16 protein-coding genes are annotated in these 18,623 nt (G+C 63.8%); 6 read left to right on the top strand and 10 right to left on the bottom strand.

The features are described 5' to 3' along the window. Positions 1-7 precede the first annotated feature (7 nt). The 8 genes from FHT79_RS01410 to FHT79_RS01375 form a co-directional block, all read right to left on the bottom strand. Positions 8-2,635, bottom strand: a complete 2,628-nt coding sequence (locus tag FHT79_RS01410) for an AAA family ATPase (RefSeq protein WP_183902875.1) — start codon at positions 2,633-2,635, stop codon at positions 8-10. Continuing rightward, a complete protein-coding gene (locus tag FHT79_RS01405; RefSeq protein ID WP_028757907.1) occupies positions 2,632-3,756 on the bottom strand; it encodes a metallophosphoesterase in 1,125 nt (374 codons plus the stop codon). The genes FHT79_RS01410 and FHT79_RS01405 overlap by 4 nt, the downstream gene beginning before the upstream one ends. 278 nt (positions 3,757-4,034) lie before the next feature. Continuing rightward, the gene (locus tag FHT79_RS01400; RefSeq protein WP_028757908.1) at positions 4,035-4,514 is read right to left on the bottom strand and encodes an MEKHLA domain-containing protein; all 480 of its coding nucleotides are present in this window, start codon (positions 4,512-4,514) and stop codon (positions 4,035-4,037) included. 133 nt (positions 4,515-4,647) lie between these two features. Beyond that, complete coding sequence (locus FHT79_RS01395) at positions 4,648-5,838, bottom strand: M20 aminoacylase family protein (RefSeq protein WP_028757909.1); 1,191 nt, start codon at positions 5,836-5,838, stop codon at positions 4,648-4,650. Positions 5,839-5,908: 70 nt separating this feature from the next. Further along, entirely contained in the window at positions 5,909-6,688 is a 780-nt protein-coding gene (locus FHT79_RS01390; RefSeq protein WP_097542565.1) for an amino acid ABC transporter ATP-binding protein, read from the bottom strand. Then, positions 6,685-7,614 carry an amino acid ABC transporter permease gene (locus FHT79_RS01385; protein WP_097542564.1) on the bottom strand — a complete coding sequence of 310 codons (930 nt, stop codon included), beginning with the start codon at positions 7,612-7,614 and terminating at the stop codon, positions 6,685-6,687. The genes FHT79_RS01390 and FHT79_RS01385 overlap by 4 nt, the downstream gene beginning before the upstream one ends. Beyond that, on the bottom strand, positions 7,611-8,501 hold the full coding sequence (locus FHT79_RS01380) for an ABC transporter substrate-binding protein (protein WP_047612092.1): 891 nt from the start codon (positions 8,499-8,501) through the stop codon (positions 7,611-7,613). The genes FHT79_RS01385 and FHT79_RS01380 overlap by 4 nt, the downstream gene beginning before the upstream one ends. A 73-nt stretch (positions 8,502-8,574) precedes the next feature. Further along, the gene (locus tag FHT79_RS01375; protein WP_028758887.1) at positions 8,575-9,537 is read right to left on the bottom strand and encodes a nitrate ABC transporter substrate-binding protein; all 963 of its coding nucleotides are present in this window, start codon (positions 9,535-9,537) and stop codon (positions 8,575-8,577) included. Positions 9,538-9,638: 101 nt separating this feature from the next. Here FHT79_RS01375 and FHT79_RS01370 point away from each other — a divergent pair, with 101 nt between their 5' ends. After that, a complete protein-coding gene (locus FHT79_RS01370; RefSeq protein ID WP_183902874.1) occupies positions 9,639-10,964 on the top strand; it encodes a PLP-dependent aminotransferase family protein in 1,326 nt (441 codons plus the stop codon). Positions 10,965-10,985: 21 nt separating this feature from the next. Here FHT79_RS01370 and FHT79_RS01365 read toward each other — a convergent pair whose 3' ends face one another. Both FHT79_RS01365 and FHT79_RS01360 read right to left on the bottom strand, forming a co-directional pair. Further along, positions 10,986-11,708, bottom strand: a complete 723-nt coding sequence (locus FHT79_RS01365) for a response regulator transcription factor (RefSeq protein WP_008536437.1) — start codon at positions 11,706-11,708, stop codon at positions 10,986-10,988. Between the two features lie 13 nt (positions 11,709-11,721). Further along, positions 11,722-12,960 (bottom strand): sensor histidine kinase, encoded by a 1,239-nt coding sequence (locus FHT79_RS01360; RefSeq protein WP_028758885.1) that lies wholly within the window; start codon positions 12,958-12,960, stop codon positions 11,722-11,724. A gap of 280 nt (positions 12,961-13,240) precedes the next feature. Between FHT79_RS01360 and FHT79_RS01355 the strand changes: the two genes are divergently transcribed. From FHT79_RS01355 to FHT79_RS01335, 5 genes are all read left to right on the top strand, one after another. Further along, complete coding sequence (locus tag FHT79_RS01355; protein WP_063475766.1) at positions 13,241-14,257, top strand: ABC transporter substrate-binding protein; 1,017 nt, start codon at positions 13,241-13,243, stop codon at positions 14,255-14,257. A gap of 72 nt (positions 14,258-14,329) precedes the next feature. Next, positions 14,330-15,781, top strand: a complete 1,452-nt coding sequence (locus FHT79_RS01350; RefSeq protein WP_063476234.1) for a sugar ABC transporter ATP-binding protein — start codon at positions 14,330-14,332, stop codon at positions 15,779-15,781. After that, positions 15,778-16,725, top strand: coding sequence for an ABC transporter permease (locus tag FHT79_RS01345; RefSeq protein WP_047612102.1), 948 nt, complete (start codon positions 15,778-15,780; stop codon positions 16,723-16,725). Before FHT79_RS01350 ends, FHT79_RS01345 begins: the two co-directional genes overlap by 4 nt. Then, a complete protein-coding gene (locus FHT79_RS01340; protein WP_047612104.1) occupies positions 16,722-17,672 on the top strand; it encodes an ABC transporter permease in 951 nt (316 codons plus the stop codon). Before FHT79_RS01345 ends, FHT79_RS01340 begins: the two co-directional genes overlap by 4 nt. 14 nt (positions 17,673-17,686) lie before the next feature. Next, positions 17,687-18,601, top strand: coding sequence for an SMP-30/gluconolactonase/LRE family protein (locus FHT79_RS01335; protein ID WP_097622444.1), 915 nt, complete (start codon positions 17,687-17,689; stop codon positions 18,599-18,601). Positions 18,602-18,623 lie beyond the last annotated feature (22 nt).

The raw sequence follows: 18,623 nt of genomic DNA, 5'->3' as shown, positions 1-18,623 counted from the left end.
ATCTCGATCAATCCGGCTGCCATGGCTGCATGGTCAGCACGTTTCCGCCAAGCTTGGCGAAGGCGCGTTGGCGACAGGAGAAGACGAGGATCTGCTGGTCGCGCGATTGGCGGTGCAGCGCATCGAACATCCGCTCGATCCGGTCGTCGTCGGAATAAACAAGCGCATCGTCGAGGATGACAGGCGCCGGCCGGCCGTCGCGGGCAAGCAGCCGGGCGAATGCAAGGCGGGTCAGCACCGAGAGCTGCTCCCGCATGCCGCCGCTCAACCGATCGACATCCTCGTCCTGGCCGTTGCGGCGCACGATCTGCGGTAGCAGCGTGTCGCCGTCGAAGGTGATCGAGATATCGTCGAACAGCAGGCCGAGCAGCGGGGCGAGTTCGTTCATGACCGGCTTGAGATAGAGGTCGCGCGCCGCCGCCCGCGTCGCCGTCAGCGCCTTGCGCAGGCGATCGAGCACGCCGACCTCCATCTCGAAACGCTTCACCTGCTCGCGCGCCGCTGCAAGCAAATCCCGGCTTTCCAACCAGTTTTCTTCCACCGCGCTGTCCGAGCGGGTGCGGATCTGACCGCCGAGATCGGCAAGCTCCTCGCGAAGCCTGGCAATTTCGCGTCCTGCGGCGTCGGCAACCGAGCGCGCCCGGGCAAGGGCGGCCTCTGCGCCTGCGAGGTCCCGCGCTGTCCGGCGCAAGGGTCCGGCCCGGAGCTCGACCGCATCGAACCGCTCTTTGGCGCTGGACAATTTTACGGCAAGGTCCTGTTGCACGGCATTTCGGCCGGCTTCGGGACCGATGATCGCCTCGATGGCCTCGAGTTCCTGACCAAGCCTGGCGTGCTCTGTCTGCGCGCGCAATATCGCCTCGCCGGCCTCGGTGCGCATCACCGATGCCTCCCGCGCCCGGTTCCGCGCCAGTTCGATGCGCCGCGTCGCATCCGCGAGACGGGCGCGCACCTCTTCCGGGTCGGCGTCGAGTTCGATCGGACCCTGGCTGAGTTCGGCAAATCGGGCGGCGTCGAGGTGAAGGGCGTCGATGCCCTTCGGGGCGAGATCGGCGAGCCGCTGGCGCGCCCGCACCAGCTCCTCGTGTTTGCTCCGCGCGGCAATGTCGCGCTGCCGCGCCGCGAGCAGACTGTCGACACCGAGCTTGGCAAGCAATGTTTGGCGGGCGGATTGCGCGGTCTCCAGCGCTCCGTCCTGCTCAACCTGCCGGCTGGAATGAATGGTCAGGGTGCCGACGCCTGCTATGTCGAGCCTCGCCATTCCGGCAAAGCTTTTATCCTCGCCCCCAGGCAAAGGCTGGTGGTCCATGCTCACCGATCCGGAGGCGTCTTTCAGGTAGTCGATCCGGAGCGTGGGAAGGTCGACTTCGGCGGCTGCGCGCAGGCCAACGATCTTGAGATCCAGCGCTTCGAGCCGTTCGATCCCATCGGCTGGAATGGCGAGCAAGGCATGCGCCGCCTCCCCGTCCTCGATCTGCTGCCGCGCCGCTTCCGCCTGTTCGAGACGCAGACGAACCTCGGCCAGACGCTCGGCGGCGTGGCGCGAACGCAGCGCCGCCTCCAGCCGCGCGAGTAATTCGCGGTTGACCCGCTCGTCTTCTTCGGCCGCCTGCACCTCCGCCGTTGCGGCCTCGCTTTCAACTAGCGATGCCGTGCGTCGCTCGGCTGCACTGGAAAGCTCGTTCTCCGCCAAGGCGAAACGCCGCGCGAGTTCGCCGCTGCGGTTCAATGCGGCCTGGAAGCGCTCATATGCCTGCTGCGCCTCCTCGCGGCGGCTGGCGGCCAAGGCAGCCTCGGCATCGAGCGCCTTGAGTTCCCTCTCGTGCAGCTTGGCGGCTTCAAGCACCGCCTCGGCATTGGCAATCGCCGCCTTCCGGCCGGCCTCCTCGTCCGGATTTTCCAGCTCGTTCAGTCTCGCCTGCACTGAGCGGCGGCGGTCGAGCGCGCCGTGCAGCATCTCCACCTCCTTGGCCAGCCGCGCCTCCTCCTCCTGCAGCCGGTCACGCTCCTCGAGAGCGGCGGCAAAGCGGCCTCCGGTCTTCGGCCGGAGCGTCGCGGTGACCAGGCGATTGAGTTCTTCCTCACAGGCTTCAAGCACCGCCGACATGCGCCGTCCGCCGGTCAGCGCCTCCACTTCGCCCTGCACCGACGACAGCAGGCTTTCGCGGACCCGCTTGTCGTTCTCTTCCTCGCTCTTGCTGCGATTTTCGATGCCAGTGACACCCTGGCGCACCCAGAGCAGACCTGCCGGACCCGACGTTCCGCCGGAAATGAGATCGCCGATGAAAGCCTCGGCTTCGTCGGCCTGGGCGACGAGCCGACCGCTGCCGAGATCGGTGACGCTGGCGCGCCGTCCGCCATAGAATTGCTTGGTCAGGCGGTAGCGGCCGGCGTCGATCGTGATATCGGCCTCGACGATCGGATTGCCGCCGCTATAGGGACGCAGCATCTGCACGTTCTTTGGCGTGCCGCTGTGCGGCTGGAAAAACAGGGCATGCAGCGCCTCGAAACAGGTTGATTTGCCATGTTCGTTGGCGGCGCTCAGCACATTGACGCCGTCGGTGATTCCTTCGACTGATATGCCGCGGCCGGCAAAGCGTTTGACATTGTGGAGGCGAAGGGCGGTCAGTTTCATCGATCGATCGCCTCGCAATAAGAAAACAGCCGGATCAATGCTTGACGCGCCACGGCCCTGTCGTCGCCGGAACGGGCCTCGTCGAGGCTCTCGGCAAGCAGCAAGTCCGCAGCATCGCGCAGCGCACCGGCTCGGTCGATAGTCTCGAGATCATCGCTCTCGCAATCGGTCCCTAGGAGGTCGGTATCGATCTCCAGATGTGCAAATTCCGGCGCGACCTGCTCCAGCAGGCTGATCATTGCCGTCCGCCCGTTCAACCGGGCACGGCCAGACAGCGCGACGCGCAACAGGGTTTGTCGCCGCGCGAACGGTTCCGGCAATGCGGCCTTCAGCGCTTCAACACCGTCTTCCGATGCCAGCAGAGGAAGGTGCAATGTCTGCCAGGAAAAGCTGGCGGTCGTCACCGCCGTCGTTGTCGGCATCGCCCCCTGTCCGGCAATGGAAACGACCATCGCCTGCCCTGGCCGGTCATGCTTGAAACGGTCCGGCTCGGGAGCGCCGCTGTAGTATGTTCTGGCGTCCACCGTTACCGATCCGTGCCAATCGCCAAGCGCCATATAGTCGAGGCCGGCCAGCGCCGCGCGGTTCGGCGCAATCACGTTCGTGGCCGTGGCATCCTCCGAAAATTCCTGGATAGGGCCATGGGCGAGGCCGATGCGGATAGCGCCGTCCGGCGTGGCGGCACCCGTCATCCATTCGGTCAGGTCGCGGCCCGGCCTCCTGGTCGTGCAAGGCGCCGGCAGCAGGACGGCGTCAGGTCCAAGCGCAAGGGGTGCTGCTTCCGTCGCCAGAATGACATTGTCGGGCAACACGCCGCGCGCCGCGCTCCAGAGCTGGTCCGCCAGCAGCGAATCGTGATTGCCCGGAAGCAGGACCCAGCGCAGCGGCGTATTCCGGGCCATCTCGCCAAGCGCCTGCCGAAGCACGGCGGGTGTCGGCGTCTCGGTATCGAATGTATCGCCCGCCAGCAGGACAACGCCCGCCCCATGCTCTCGCGCCGCATTGGCAAGCCTGGTGATCACGCCATGCCGGGCCTCACGCAGGCGCCCTCTCAAATCCTCCGGAAGATTGCCAAATCGCTTGCCAATATGAAGGTCCGAACTGTGCAGAAAGGAAAACATTAGCCAGCCATGTCTACGATGTGCCGCGAGCTTCCGAGCATGGCCAAGGGCTTCGCCCGCAGCGTCGTGATTCCGTTGTTCAGGGACAGACCATGCCTCCCGATAACTGGCGAGGCAAGCTTATCCTGGACAAACGCACTGTTATCCAATGCTTGTCTAACTCTCAGCGATATACGACATCGCATTGCCCAGCCGCCACCGTCCCTTGTCCGCTATTGTCAGCTGCCAACAGCGACGGAATGCCGGCGTTGAGGAACCTGGTCGAACACCACCAGCGCTCAGCTCACCTGCTCGTCCTGCCAGGAATCGAACGTTGCCGCCTGACCGTGACGGCGTCCGTTGCGGTCGACGAGATTCCAGACGATGGCTTTCTCGATATAGAAACGCCGCCCTGACTTGGCGATGCGAAGTCCGCGGTAGTCGGCGATAAAGCCGTTGGCTGCCACGACATTCAGCAATCTCTCGCGCTCCGCACGGTCCGGCGCCTCTGCGGAAAGACGCGACGGCAAAGTGATGAACTCGTCCCATGAATATTCAAAGCAGGCCTGGGCCGCACGGTTGGCGTAGATGAAGCGTGGATCGGCTTCGGTGTTGTGAGCAAGGACCACGGCCGGCGACGTGTGGTAAAGCCATTCGGCCCCTTGGCCCTCCGGCGCCAGGCGGCGTCCCACGCTTCGTTCGAAGCTTTCCGCCATCAGGGCGTAAAATTCGAGATCGCAGGACAAGTCGAGTCCGGCGTCGTGATAGTTGGCAATCATGCTGCGCATCCTGGATTGCGACGAGAGATCCTGAAGGGAAGTTCTCGCATGAAAAGGGACTAGGAAATCCTTTCGCGCTACAAAAAAGTGCAAGCTCCAAATGGGACGCCGTAAAAGCTGGGCATCCGGGATTTCAGGTGTCGTCCCGGAGGTAACGCTCCGCGAGCCTTGCCCACATTGCCGCACCGACCGTCAGGCTGGCATCGGCGAAGTCATATTTGGGGCTATGCAGAATGGCGGAATTCATGCCGTTGCCGAGGCGCAGGAAGCTGCCCGGCTTGTGCTCGAGAAAGTGTGAAAAATCCTCGCTGCCGGGAATGAGCGGGCAGGTCGCGACCTTGTCTTCGCCGATCAATTCTCCAGCGACGATGCGGGCAAAATCCGTCTCGGCAGGCGAGTTGACGACGACAGGATTGCCGCGATCATAGTCGATGTCGATCGAAGCACCGTGACCCTCGGCCACCGAGTGGGCAAGCTTGGTGATGCGCTCCTGTAAGAGATCGCGAATGCCAGGCTCGAAGGAGCGCACGCTCAAGGCGAGCTTGGCATATTCCGGAATGACGTTGACGGCATCGCCGGCATGGATGGTGCCGACGGTGATGACCGCCGTCTGGGTTGGATCGAGGTTGCGCGAGATGACCGTCTGCAGCGAGACGACGAGGTTGCACGCCACGACCACCGGATCGATGGTCAGGTGCGGCCGTGAGGCATGGCCGCCTTTGCCCTTGATGGTAATCTCGACGGTATCGGACGCCGCCATCATCGGGCCGGATCGCAGCAGGATGGTGCCTTCAGGAGCGCCGGGGTGGTTGTGCAGGCCAAAGATGGCGTCGAACGGAAACCGCTCGAACAGGCCGTCGGCGATCATCGCCTGGGCGCCGCTATTCTTGCCCGCCTCTTCTGCCGGCTGGAAAATCAGCGTCACCGTGCCGTTGAAGCGACGGGTGCGGGCAAGATATTCGGCGGCCCCAAGCAGCACGGTGGTGTGGCCGTCATGGCCGCAGGCATGCATCTTGCCTGGCGTGCTGCTGGCATAGGGAAGTCCGGTTGCCTCGATGATCGGCAATGCATCCATATCGGCGCGAATGGCGATGCCCTTGTTACCCCGGCCGGCGCTGAGCCGCGCGACGACGCCATGGCCACCGACATTGCGGGTCACATCATAACCCCAGCCTTCCAGCTTTTCCGCGACATAACGCGCCGTTTCCGCCTCTTCGAAGGAGAGTTCCGGATGGGCATGCAGGTACTGGCGGGTCGCCTTCAACTCCGCTTCCATGGCTTCGAAATCGGAAAGGCGGGCATAGGCATTGTCGAGCGTGGGCATGAAAACATCCAGTATTGATCGAAAGAACCGTTGATCCGGCCCGAGGGTCGAAGCAACCGACTGATATCGCTCAGAGAAAACGGGCGAGAAAGGCCTGGGTCCGGGGATGTTGCGGATTGCCGATGACATCCTCGGGGTTGCCCATCTCGACGACATTGCCGCCGTCCATGAACACCACCCGATCGGCCGCCTCGCGGGCGAAACCGATCTCGTGGGTAACGACGATCATGGTCAGGCCCTGTTTGGCGAGATCGCGCATGGTGGACAGGACTTCGCCGACGAGCTCCGGGTCGAGCGCAGAGGTGGGTTCGTCGAACAGCATCAGCTTCGGCTTGATCGCAAGGGCGCGGGCGATGGCGACGCGCTGCTGCTGACCGCCGGAGAGCTGGCGGGGATAGCTCCCCGCCTTTTCCGCCAGGCCGACCCGCTCCAAAAGCCGCATGGCGTTCTCGGTCGCGGCCTTGCGGCTTTCTCCGTGCACGCCGACCGGGGCCTCGATGATGTTCTGCAGCACCGTCATATGCGGATAGAGATTGAACTGCTGGAACACCATGCCGATCTTGCGCCGCTGATGAGCGATCCTGTTGCTGGACAGCTTTTCCAGCCGGTCCTTGCGCAGGCGATAGCCGATCTGTTCGCCATCGACTTCGATGAACCCCTTATTGATCGCTTCGAGATGGTTGATGCAGCGCAGGAAGGTCGATTTTCCCGAGCCGGACGGGCCGAGCACGACGACCACTTCACCCGGCATGACGTCGAGGTCGATCCCCTTCAACACTTCGAGCTGGTCGAAGGACTTGTGGACGTTGCGGGCTCTGACGAGCGGCTTTGCAATCGCGGCGGCGGTCAATGGCTTGCCTCCTCGACAAGGGTCTCAGATTTGGCGGTGACGGCATTGTTGCGCCGTTCGCTACGGCCGTAATAGGCCTCGATATAGCTCTGGCCGAGATTGAGGATCGAGGTGATGAACAGGTACCAGAGGACCGCGACGAGCAGCATCGGCACGATCTCGAAGGTGCGATTGTAGATCGACTGGACGGAATAGAGCAGATCGGCCATGGCGATGACGCTGACGAGCGAGGTCGCCTTGATCATGCTGATCAGCTGGTTGCCCGTCGGCGGCACGATCGAGCGCATCGCCTGCGGAATGATGATCCGCCACAGCGCCCTGCCCTTGGTCATGCCGAAGGCTTCCGCCGTCTCGAACTGGCCGCGATCGACCGAGAGCAGGCCGCCGCGAATGATCTCGGCCATATAGGCCGCTTCGTTCAAGGCAAGACCGACGATCGCCGCCGTCATCGGCGTGATCACCGAGTTCGTCTCCCAGCTCGCCAGCGTCGGGCCGAATGGAATGGCGATCGAAAGTTCGGGAAAAAGGGTCGAGAGATTGTACCAGAAGATCAGCTGCACCAAGAGCGGCGTGCCGCGAAAGAACCAGATGAACAGCGATGCCAGCGACCTTGCGAGCCGGTCGTTCGACAGCCGGGCGATCGCCAGCCCGAGGCCGAGAACGATGCCGATGGCCATTGCGATCACAGTCAGGCCCAGGCTGACGTAGAGGCCACTGATGACAGTCGGATCGAAGAAGTAGGCCGCGACGACGGGCCAGCCGAAATTCTCGTTATGGGCGACGATCCACAGGAAGTTCGCGGCAATGAGGAGCACGGCCATCCATAGGACGAGCCGACCCGTTCGAAAGGGCTTGTGGGCGTGGGCAACATCCCGGAAGTCCGCACCGCCCGAAGGCGATGCGGCAGTCACGCCGTGATTGCTCATTTCGGCAGGGCTCCACCAAGATTGAGGCCGGGCTGCTTGATCATGTTGTTCTCAAGACCCCACTTCTTCATGATGGCGGCATAGGTGCCGTTATCCATCAACGCCTTGATCGAGTCGAGCAGAACGGGGCCGAGCGGCGAGCCTTTCGGCACGACGGCACCCTGGTAGAGATCGTCGAAGCCGTTCTTCTGGCCGACGCCGCTCAGTTCCAGCTGGCCGTTTGCCTGAGACACGAAATAGGTCAATGGTGCCTGCGACGAGAAGAAGGCATCGGCGCGTTTGGAGCGGACCGCCAGGATCGAGCTCGGCTGGTCCGTATAGGACTGCACTTCGGGCGCGGGTTTGCCCGCCGTCTTGCACTTTTCGACCTGAGCCTGGATCACCTTTTCGGCGGAGCCGCCGGCCATGACGGCGATGCGATTGCCGCAGGCGCTGTCGAGCGAAGCGATGGCCTTCGGATTGCCTTTCTGGACGGAGAAGACCACGTATTCCTGAACCCAGTCGACGAAGTCATTGGCCTCTTCACGGGTCTTGAAGTCACCGATCGGGCCGAAGGCGAACTGGTATCGGCCGGAATTGATGCCGGCGAGCAATGCGGTCAGTCCGCTGACGGTTTCGTGCTCGATCGTGACGCCGAGCATCTGGCCGATCGCATCGGTCAGATCGGCGCTGGCGCCGGTCAGTTCCGTGCCGGTGACGATCTCATAGGGAGGAAAGGAACCGTTGTTGACGGAGATCATCTTGCCGTCCGTGCGGATCTTCTCCGGCAGGCGGGCGCGAAGCGCGTCGTTGACGGTCTGCTTGGCAACGGCGGACTCCTCGGCGAAGACCGACGTCGTCATCATCAAGCCCATCAGGGCGGCGGAAGCGATCAGTTTCGAATGCATGTCATTCCCCTTTTTGGTTTTGCGAAAATAGTGATTCAACGTCGAGGCCTGTGAGGAGTTTCGCTGGCCTCGTTCACCGGACCTTGGCGTGCCACGGAAACAGCTCGGCCGGCGTCAAACGGCGCGGCATGATCTTCTGTTCGTAAAGTTCCTCGGCAAAGTCGGCGATCATCGCCTCGTTCTCGGCAAACCCGCTGACGTTCCAGCTTGGCGGCAGGTCGGCCGCGCAGCGGCGCAATTCGTCGATCATCCAGGGCGTGGTGTCGGCATATTTCTCACGCTTCTCCAGCCAGAGACGCTGGGACTCGTCGATCAGCCCGCTGAGTTCATCCATGATCCAGGGATGCTCCCTGACGATATCAGCCTTGAAGCCGATCAGATGCATGCCCGGGACGTAACCGACCTCGTGGAAGTAGGCGACTTCAGCGGCGCGGAAATCATCCAGCACCTGGCGCAGGGGCGATTCCTGATCGAAAAAACCCTTCGGCATGAAAGGCGTGAAGACGGCATCCAGCCCGCCATCCAGCAAGAGATCGACCATCGGGCGCTCGCCGGGGGCCGCCTCGATGCGGCCGGGCCGTCCAAAGCCATCGAGCCGGTCGGCGATCGGATGGGCCTCCGTCAGGCGTCCGGCATACCACATGGCATCCTCGACTCCGACGCCTTCGCGGCGCAGCGCGGCCCGGGTCCATGTATTTCCGGAATCGCGCCAGCCAGTCACGCCGATCTTCTTGCCGGCCAAATCGGACAGCGTGCGGATCGGGCTGCCCTTGGCGGTGATGATGCAGCGATGGCGGAAGCCGCGCATGATGAAGTTCGGCATGCCGAATATCCGATCATCGCCGTCATGACGCATCTGCGAATAGCGGCTGAAGGACATTTCCGCGGCGTCATGAGCCTCGTCATCGCCAAGGCTGGAGACCAGCGTGCCGACGCGATCCACTTTGATGTCGAGACGGGACGAACTGACATCTCCGAGAACAAGCGGCGTCATGTAATCCCAGTCTCTGAGGGCGATGCGAAGCGTCACAGGCAATGCAAAAACTCACTGAAATGGCTCGACGAGCGGGAAATTAAATGTTCAAAATGGTGAGTACAAATGTTATTACGTTATTGAACATTTAAAGTGAGAGAAAAATGGGCGACACGGTCGAGGCTTCCTGGTTTGCCGAAAAAATAGCCGATCGCAGCATCCGGGGGATCGCCCTCGAAACGAGTGCGCTGATCCGCGCCGGTGCCCTGCCGGTCGGCACGCGCATGCCGGCGATCCGCGATATCGCCTACGAATTGCGTGTCAGCCCGGCGACGATCTCCCAGGCCTGGAGTGAATTGCGGCGACAGAAAATTATCAGCGGCCGGGGGCGAAACGGCACCTGGGTCAGCGGCGACCGCTTTGTCGCCAGGCCGGAGCGTCTTGCGAGCTCGGGAAATTATGCCGCAGGTGTGCTCGACCTCACCTTGGCCGGGCCGGATGCTGCACTTCTTCCCCGCCTTTCCGAAGCCATGGCCTATGGCGCGTCAGCCGCCGACCTCAACAGCTATGAGCGCAGTCGTATCGTGCCGGAGCTGAAGGACGCCGTTTCTGTGCGATGGCCCCATGAGGCGCAAGCCTTTCTGGCCACCAATGGCGGCTACAACGCCGTCTATACGGTATTGCATGCGCTGGTCTCTCCGGGTTCGTCAGTCGCGATCGAACATCCGACCGCGATGCGGCTGCTCGATATCCTGGAAGATCTCGGGGTAAAAATCATCCCCGTCGCCTGCGACAGCGACGGCCCCTTGCCGGATTCGCTGCGCGAGGCGTTGCAGCAACGTCCGGCGGCCTTCCTGTTCCAGCCGCGGCTGCATTCCGTGACCGGCACGACGGTCAGTGCATCCCGCCTCCATCAGCTCGGAGATGTGCTGGAAGGCAGCGACACGCTTGTCATCGAGGACGACGGCGTCGGCGACGTGTCGGCGGCACCTCCGCATTCGCTCGGCGGCCGATTTGCGGAGCGGACGATCCATATCGTCTCACTCTCGAAAAGCCTCGGTCCGGATCTGCGGCTCGCCGTCCTGTCGAGCTCCGCGCCGATCGTCGACCAGATCCAGTCCTACCGTTCCTTCAGCGCCGGCTGGACCAGCCGCATCCTGCAGAGTGCCGCCGCCTGGCTGTTGCGCGATCCGGCAACCTGGCGCCTCATCGGCGAGGCGCGCGCGATCTATCAGCAGAGGCGCGACGCTCTTGCCGACGCACTCTGCGAACGGGGAATGGCGATACCCCCAGGCCAGGGCCTGTGCCTGTGGGTGCCCGTCGTCTCCGAACCATTCGCGATGGTGACGCTCGCCGCACGCAATATCGCCGTCAATCCGGGCAGCAAATTCTCCGTCCTGCCCAGCAGTCATATTCGCGTTGCAACCAGCACGCTTGTGGATCGTTGCGAGGAAGCTGCCGACGCGATCGCGCTGGCGCATGCGCCGTGAAAGGCAGACGCCGCGGGGACACTACTTTCCGTCAAGCCACTCCTGCAGCTCTGCCTCCGCCCGCTCCAGCGCGCTGTAATTCAGCAGTTTGCGCAGGAAAGCGACGGTGACGGCGCGGGCGCGCAGATTGAAGCGGCCGTCCTCGTGGTCGTCGCCGGCGCTCTGGTAGACGTCGAGCTTGTCGTAGAGCTGTTGCAGGCGGTTCTGGACGCTGCGCAGCGACAGACCCCGGCGTTTGGCGATGGCCCGGTCGGTGAGGCCGAGCGCGATATCAACGAGGATCTCATATTCGGAGTCGGTGAAGCCGTTCGTCTGGCCGAGGCTCTTCTGCTGCAGGCCCCGCACCTCGCGGTCGATGACGCATTGGCTCTCGATGAAGATCGAGCGCAGCGCAAGCTTCAGCCGTTCGTCGGAGGCGGACTTCAGCACATAGCCATAGGCGGCGCCATCCGGCACGATGCGCGAGACGCCGCGCACATAGGCTTCGTCCGAATAATTCGACCAGAACAGGATGCGGGTCTCCGGCCGCTCCTTCCAGATGGTGCGCGCCGCCTCGATGCCGTTGCGGTTCGCCATCTGCAGGTCCATGACGATATGCGCAGACTTGTGGTCGCGGGCGAGCTTCTCGCCGACGGTTCCGTTCTCCGCCTCGATCACCGTGTCGCATTCCGGCAGGGCCGCGTTGACGGCCTCGTGCAGATAGGACCGGTGCAGCGGGTCGTCCTCGACGATCAGAACTTTCATCGTGCCCTTCTCCTCAGTTTGGCCCGTTCGCCGGGTCATGTGGGCCAAGCGGCAGCACGACACGCACCACGGTGCCGCGATTGTTGTGGCCAGGCCCGGTGGTGAAGCGCGCCGAAATCAGCCGCGCCCGGGTCTTCATATTGTCGATGCCGCCGCCGATCCGTCCCCGCGCCTTGGCGAGCCCGGTTCCGTCGTCAAAGATTTCGATCGACAGCCGTTCGTCGTCGGCCTCGAGCCGCACCGTGACGGTGAGCGGAGCTGCATGGCGCACCGCATTGTTGATCGCTTCCTGGGCGATGCGAAACAGCGCGACGCTGACGGTCGGCTCCAGTCGTTCCAACGCGCCGTGGGTCTCGTCGACGAGGCCCCATTCGATGGCCGATCCGGTGTCGCGGGTCGACCGGTCGAGATGATGCTCGATCGCCTGGGCGAGGCCGAAGAGCTGGAGCACCGAGGGTTTCGCCTGCTCGATGATCTGCCGCAGATCCTGCATGCAATGCTGGAGCGAACGGGAAACGGGCTCCAGTGCCTCGGACGCCACTTCGCCGTTGCGCGACAGCCGATCGATCCGCCGGGCAAGCCGCGTCAGGTCGGCAAGCGTCTGGTCGTGCAGGTCCATGCCGATGCGTTGGCGTTCCTGCTCCAGGGCTTCGGTAAGCTTCAGCGCACCTTGCCGCAATCCCTCCTCGCGGGCGCGGGCTTCGGCCTCGACGATGGCCGAGCGTTGCGCCTGCTCGGCCGCCTGCAGCGCGAAGAAATAGGGCGTCAGCAGGTCGGCGATGATGCGGGCGCGTTCAATATCCTCCATCGTATAGACGCCCGCCCGGTGCGACGAACAGGACAGTGCCGCGATGATCGTGCCCTGCACCTTCATCGGCACATGCAGGCGGCTCCTCAGCGATTGTTCGACGATCGGCCGCTTGAACGCACCCTCGAAGTGGAAACGCGGATCCGTCATGGCGTCGTCCGCCAGCAGAAAGTCCACCTCGCCCCGGAGCAGCGAGCGGATGGGGCTGTTGACGACGGGCGCGCCGGCCAGATCGCCCCAGGCGGTCTCGATCCCCGTCTCGTAGGCCGTGTGGTAATTGCCGCCCTCCAGCAGCACGCAGACATCGAGATGGTCGTGCGGGATGATATGGGCGACCTCGGCGGCGACGGAACGGATAGCCGAGCGGAAGTCGAGCTGGCCCGCGAGCAGCCGGGAAATGCCGAGATAGTGGTCGAACATGACTGCGGGTGAAAGATGCAGCATCGTCAGTTCCTCCCCGAGATGGCAGCAGGCTCCTCGACCCGCAGCGATCCCTTCCCAGTAAGCGCCCGCGGAAGGGCCGCCGTCTTGCGTAAACCCGCAGCTTGTTGCGCAAAACCCGCAAACGACTTGCCGCCTTGCCACTGTACAGGCCGGTCGATCTCCCGCATCCTGCCCTTACTGAGAGGAGGAAGCTCAGTGCAAGAACAATTTTCACTCGGGCCCGATTGGGCCGGCAGGAGTGAAGCGATCCGCCGCCGGCGCGATCATCAGGGAGGAAGACATGACAATCCGCAAGATGCTTCTGGCATCGGCCGCTATTGCTTGCGCCGCGATGCCCGTTTCCGCCTTTGCCGACACGTCGGCCAAGAAAATCGCCCTTTCCAACAACTATGCCGGCAACTCGTGGCGCCAGGCCATGCTGACGAGCTGGGGCAAGGTGACGGGCGAGGCCGTGAAGGCCGGCACCGTTGCCGCAGCCGACCCCTTCACCACCGCCGAGAACCAGGCGACGGAGCAGGCCGCGCAGATCCAGAACATGATCCTGCAGGGCTATGACGCCATCGTGCTGAACGCCGCCTCGCCGACGGCGCTGAACGGTGCGGTCAAGGAAGCCTGCGACGCCGGCATCACCGTCGTTTCCTTCGACGGCATCGTGACCGAACCCTGCGCCTGGCGGATCGCCGTCAACTTCAAGGAAATGGGCCGCAGCGAAGTCGAGTACCTGTCGAAGAAGATTCCGGACGGCGGCAACCTGCTCGAGATCCGCGGCCTTGCCGGTGTCTTCGTCGATGACGAGATCTCGGCCGGCATTCACGAGGGCGTCAAGCAATTCCCGCAGTTCAAGATTGTTGGCTCCGTTCACGGCGACTGGGCGCAGGACGTGGCGCAGAAGGCTGTTGCCGGCATTCTGCCGAGCCTGCCCGACATCGCCGGCGTGGTGACGCAGGGCGGCGACGGTTATGGCGCCGCACAGGCGATTGCCGCGACCGATCGGAAGATGCCGATCATCATCATGGGCAACCGCGAAGACGAGCTGAAATGGTGGAAGGAGCAGAAGGACGCGAAGGGCTACGAGACCATGTCTGTGTCGATCGCGCCCGGCGTCTCGACGCTCGCATTCTGGGTGGCGCAGCAGATCCTCGACGGCAAAGAGGTGAAGAAGGACCTCGTCGTGCCCTTCCTGCGCATCGACCAGGACAATCTCGAAACCAACCTCGCCAATACCCAGGCCGGCGGCGTCGCCAATGTGGAATACACGCAGGCGGACGCAATCAAGGTCATCGAGTCGGCAAAGTAAATCTCCCGGCGACTGCCGCGCGGCCGCAATTGGCCGCGCGGCATTCTTTGCGAAGCAGGCATGGCGGGCAGCATGGATGAGGTTTTGAAGGCGGTGATCGCCGTCGAGGGCGCCAAGGTGAGCTTCGGCGCGGTCAGGGCACTCGACGGCGTGACCCTCCGCGTCATGCCGGGCGAATGCGTCGGGCTGGTGGGACACAATGGCGCCGGCAAGTCCACCATCGTCAGCGTGATCAACGGCGGCCTCACGCCGCACGAAGGAAGCGTGGCGAGCGACGGCGAGCGGCTGGAGCGCTACGGTATCAACGCGGCGCGTGCCCGCGGCGTGCGCTGCGTCTTCCAGGAGCTATCGCTCTGCCCAAATCTTTCGATCGTCGAGAACACGCGTATCATGCATCGCCATCTCGGCGGCTTCGGCTGGCGCAGGCGCGCCGCAGAGATCATCGAGAAAAGCCTCGATGCCGTCTTTCCCGGCCACGGCATCGACAGCAGCCGGACTGTGGGCGATCTTTCGATCGCCGAGCGGCAGATGGTCGAGATATCAATGGCCTTTTCCGACGCCGGCATTGCGCCGCGTCTGGTGATCCTCGACGAACCCACTTCGTCGCTCGATGCAAGCCTTGCCCGGCAGATGCTCGATCATGTCCGCCGCTTCATCGCCACGGGCGGGTCCGTCATCTTCATCTCGCATATCCTGCACGAGATCCTCGAAACCTCCGATCGCATCGTCGTCATGAAGGACGGCCGTGTCGTCGCCGAGCGCCCGGCGCAGGGCTTCGACCATCACGGCCTGGTGGAAGCGATGGGCACCGTTGCGAAGGAGGAGACCAAGCAGCGCTCGGCGCGCGAACAATCCACAGCCCCGCTCATTCTGTCCCATCAGGCGAAAGGCCTGCCCTTTGCGGCGCGCAAGGGTGAGATCATCGGACTGGCGGGTCTGGCCGGCCACGGGCAGACCGAGCTGCTGCTCGCCCTGCATGCCGCCCAATCCGGCAATTGGCTGCCGGAGCGCGATCCGCTCGTCACCTTTGTCGCCGGCGACCGACGCCTCAACGGCGTCTTCGAGCTGTGGAGCATCCTGCGTAATTTCTCCATCGCCTCGCTCGGTGACCTCTCCCGGCGCGGCCTCATCCGCGCGGGCGAAGAGGAGACGAAGGGCGCTGACTGGAAGCGGCGGATCGAGATCCGCACGCCCGATATGGACAATCGCATCCTGTCGCTTTCCGGCGGCAACCAGCAGAAGGTGCTCTTTGCCCGGGCGCTGGCGACACGCGCGCCTGTCGTCTTGATGGACGATCCGATGCGCGGCGTCGACGTCGGCACCAAGCAGGAGGTCTACGCGATTATCCGCGAGGAAGCGGCGCATGGCCGGACCTTCATCTGGTACTCGACCGAAATGGACGAGGTCCGCCTCTGCGACCGTGTCTATGTCTTCCGCGAAGGCCGCATCACGGCCGAACTCGCCGGCGACGCCGTCAACGAGAAGAATATCATCGCCGCCTCCTTCGAAGGGGTCGCCGCATGACGGTCCGGCTGTCGTCCGACGCCATGCGTCTTGCCATTCCCGCCTTGTCGCTGACGCTACTGCTTGCCGCCGTCTTCTGGCTGCAGCCGCGCGCCATGAGCTATGTCGGACTCAACCTGCTGTTCAACCTGGCTGTGCCGATCGCGCTGGCGACGATCGCCCAGATGATCGTGATGGCGGTGAACGATCTCGATCTCTCGATGGGCACATTCGTCAGCTTCGTCGCCTGCGTCACCGCGACCTTCCTGCGGGATGCGCCTCTGATGGGCGTGCTGATTCTTGCCGGGGCGATCGCAACCTATGCGGCGCTTGGCGTCGTCATCTATCTGCGCGACCTGCCCTCCATCGTCGTGACCCTCGGCATGAGCTTCGTCTGGGGCGGCCTTGCCGTACTGCTGCTGCCGGCGCCGGGCGGACAGGCGCCCGATTGGGTACGCTGGCTAATGACCGTCAAGCCGCCGCTGGCGCCGATGGCGATCGTCGCCAGCATCGTCATCGCCGTGGTTGCCCATCTCCTCGTCATGCGCTCCTCGCTCGGCGTGCTGATGCGCGGCATCGGCGGCAACCAGCGCTCGGTCGAGCGCGCCGGCTGGTCGATCGTCGCGGCGCGCGCTGCCGCCTATGGGCTTGCCGGCCTCTTTGCGGTGCTCGCTGGCATTGCCCTTGTCGGCCTGACCACCTCGGCCGATGCCAATATCGCGCTGCGCTACACGCTGCTGTCGATCGCCGGCGTGATCCTCGGCGGCGGTGAGTTCATCGGCGGCCGCGTCTCCCCGATCGGCGCCGTCATCGGCGCGCTGACGCTGACGCTCGCCGGCTCGTTCCTGTCCTTCCTGCGGATCTCGCCGGACTGGCAGATCGGGGCTCAGGGCGCAATCCTGATCATCGTGCTCGCACTTCGTCTGATGCTGAACCGCCTGGAAAAGCGGGAGAAGCGCCGATGACCCCTCTCCTTCGCCTCTTTCGCAAACCCTGGATCTGGTCGTGGCTTGCCGCCTTCATCGTCTGGTTCCTGACGATCATGGTGACGCTCGGCGCCAGCACGCTCGGCCTGTCGCAGGCAGCCCTCACCTTCGCGGCCTTCTCGGTCATCGTCGGCATCGGCCAGATGTTCGTCATCACGCTCGGCCCCGGCAATATCGACCTCTCGGTTCCCGCCACCATGACGCTTGCCGGCACGGTGGCGCTGAAGCTGATGAACGTCGAAAACGGCATGATCCTGCCCGGTCTTCTCGTCGCCATCGTCATCGGCCTCGTGGTCGGCCTCGGCAACTATGCGCTCATCAAGGCGCTGCGCATTCCGCCGATCATCGCCACGCTGTCCATGAGCTTCATCGTGCAGTCCGCCGCGATCTGGACGAACCGGGGACTGCGCATCAAGCCGCCGAGCATGCTGGCGGAATTCACCACGTCGCACACGCTCGGCGTGCCGAATGTGGCGATCGTCGCACTCCTCATCTCGCTGCTGGCCTGGTTCCTGCTCGAGAAGACCATCTATGGGCGCTGGATCTCGGCGATTGGCCAGAGCATGCCGGCAGCCCGCATGGCCGGCATTCCGGTCGACGGCACGCGTTTCGTCACCTACCTCTTCTGCGCCGTTCTTGCCTCGGTCGCGGGCTATCTGCTCGCCTGCTTTTCCGGCGGCGCGGCGCTCAACATGGGCTCGGAATATCTCTTGATGTCGATCGCCGTCGTCGTGATCGGCGGCACGGCGGTCGCCGGCGGCGATTCCAACGTTCCGGGCATCTGGGGCGCATCGCTCTTCATGTTCCTGGTCGTCTCCATGCTCAACACCTACGGGCTCGGCGCGGGCATCCGCCTGATCATGACCGGCCTCATCATCATCAGCGTCATCATGCTCGCCGGCGGCCGCCGGGCCGGCATGCGATAATTGGGAAGACCGCCATGGCCGAGGCCAGCATCTACGAAATTCACGACCCGCGCTTCCGGCAGTTGATCGTCACAAGCGCCGGTCTCGACGAACTCTATTCCGGCTGCCGGTGGGCGGAGGGGCCCGTCTGGTTCAATGATGCGAACCAGCTCTTATGGAGCGATATTCCCAACCAGCGCATGCTGCGATGGACGCCGGAGGCCGGCGTCTCCGTCTACCGCCAGCCCTCCAACTTCACCAACGGCCATACACGCGACCGGCAGGGACGGCTGATTTCCTGCGAACATGGGACGCGCCGCGTCACCCGCACCGAGGTCGACGGCTCGATCACCGTGCTCGCCGATCGTTTCGAGGGCGCCAGGCTCAATTCGCCGAACGACGTGGTGGTGAAATCGGACGGCTCGATCTGGTTCACCGATCCCACCTACGGCATCATGTCGGACTATGAAGGCTATCGCGCCGTGCCGGAGCAGCCGACCCGCAACGTCTACCGGCTCGACCCGGCGACCGGCGCGCTTTCCGCCGTCGTCACCGATTTTACCCAGCCGAACGGCCTTGCCTTCTCGCCCGACGAGACGATCCTCTACGTCGCGGATTCGGCAGCCAGCCACGACGAAAACCTGCCGCGCCACATCCGCGCCTTCGACGTGGTCGACGGCGCAAGCCTCGCCAACGGCCGCGTCTTCTGCCAGATCGACACCGGCATCCCGGACGGCATCCGCACCGATATGAACGGGAACCTCTGGTCGAGTGCCGCCGATGGCGTCCATTGCTTCGACCCCACAGGCAAACTGATCGGCAAGATCCGCATCCCCCAAACCGTCGCCAACCTCACCTTCGGCGGGCCGAGACGCAACCGGCTGTTTATTGCGGCAACACGGTCTGTTTATGCGGTGTACGTTGCTGTGAGTGGGGCTCAGATGCCGTGAGGGTTTGGCCTCGACCGTATTC

The sequence above is a fragment of the Rhizobium sp. BK212 genome (genome assembly GCF_014197475.1).
In the GTDB taxonomy this organism is placed as follows: domain Bacteria; phylum Pseudomonadota; class Alphaproteobacteria; order Rhizobiales; family Rhizobiaceae; genus Rhizobium; species Rhizobium anhuiense.
The sequence above is the reverse complement of the archived record's forward strand: the minus strand, read 5'-3'. Positions and strand labels throughout refer to the sequence as shown.

What these genes read in the sequence shown, in the direction of transcription:
- FHT79_RS01410 (WP_183902875.1), bottom strand. Translation starts at nt 2,635, where the DNA reads ATGAAACTGACCGCCCTTCGCCTCCACAATGTCAAACGCTTTGCCGGC.
- FHT79_RS01405 (WP_028757907.1), bottom strand. Translation starts at nt 3,756, where the DNA reads ATGTTTTCCTTTCTGCACAGTTCGGACCTTCATATTGGCAAGCGATTT.
- FHT79_RS01400 (WP_028757908.1), bottom strand. Translation starts at nt 4,514, where the DNA reads ATGATTGCCAACTATCACGACGCCGGACTCGACTTGTCCTGCGATCTC.
- FHT79_RS01395 (WP_028757909.1), bottom strand. Translation starts at nt 5,838, where the DNA reads ATGCCCACGCTCGACAATGCCTATGCCCGCCTTTCCGATTTCGAAGCC.
- FHT79_RS01385 (WP_097542564.1), bottom strand. Translation starts at nt 7,614, where the DNA reads ATGAGCAATCACGGCGTGACTGCCGCATCGCCTTCGGGCGGTGCGGAC.
- FHT79_RS01380 (WP_047612092.1), bottom strand. Translation starts at nt 8,501, where the DNA reads ATGCATTCGAAACTGATCGCTTCCGCCGCCCTGATGGGCTTGATGATG.
- FHT79_RS01370 (WP_183902874.1), top strand. Translation starts at nt 9,639, where the DNA reads ATGGGCGACACGGTCGAGGCTTCCTGGTTTGCCGAAAAAATAGCCGAT.
- FHT79_RS01365 (WP_008536437.1), bottom strand. Translation starts at nt 11,708, where the DNA reads ATGAAAGTTCTGATCGTCGAGGACGACCCGCTGCACCGGTCCTATCTG.
- FHT79_RS01360 (WP_028758885.1), bottom strand. Translation starts at nt 12,960, where the DNA reads ATGCTGCATCTTTCACCCGCAGTCATGTTCGACCACTATCTCGGCATT.
- FHT79_RS01355 (WP_063475766.1), top strand. Translation starts at nt 13,241, where the DNA reads ATGACAATCCGCAAGATGCTTCTGGCATCGGCCGCTATTGCTTGCGCC.
- FHT79_RS01350 (WP_063476234.1), top strand. Translation starts at nt 14,330, where the DNA reads ATGGATGAGGTTTTGAAGGCGGTGATCGCCGTCGAGGGCGCCAAGGTG.
- FHT79_RS01345 (WP_047612102.1), top strand. Translation starts at nt 15,778, where the DNA reads ATGACGGTCCGGCTGTCGTCCGACGCCATGCGTCTTGCCATTCCCGCC.
- FHT79_RS01340 (WP_047612104.1), top strand. Translation starts at nt 16,722, where the DNA reads ATGACCCCTCTCCTTCGCCTCTTTCGCAAACCCTGGATCTGGTCGTGG.
- FHT79_RS01335 (WP_097622444.1), top strand. Translation starts at nt 17,687, where the DNA reads ATGGCCGAGGCCAGCATCTACGAAATTCACGACCCGCGCTTCCGGCAG.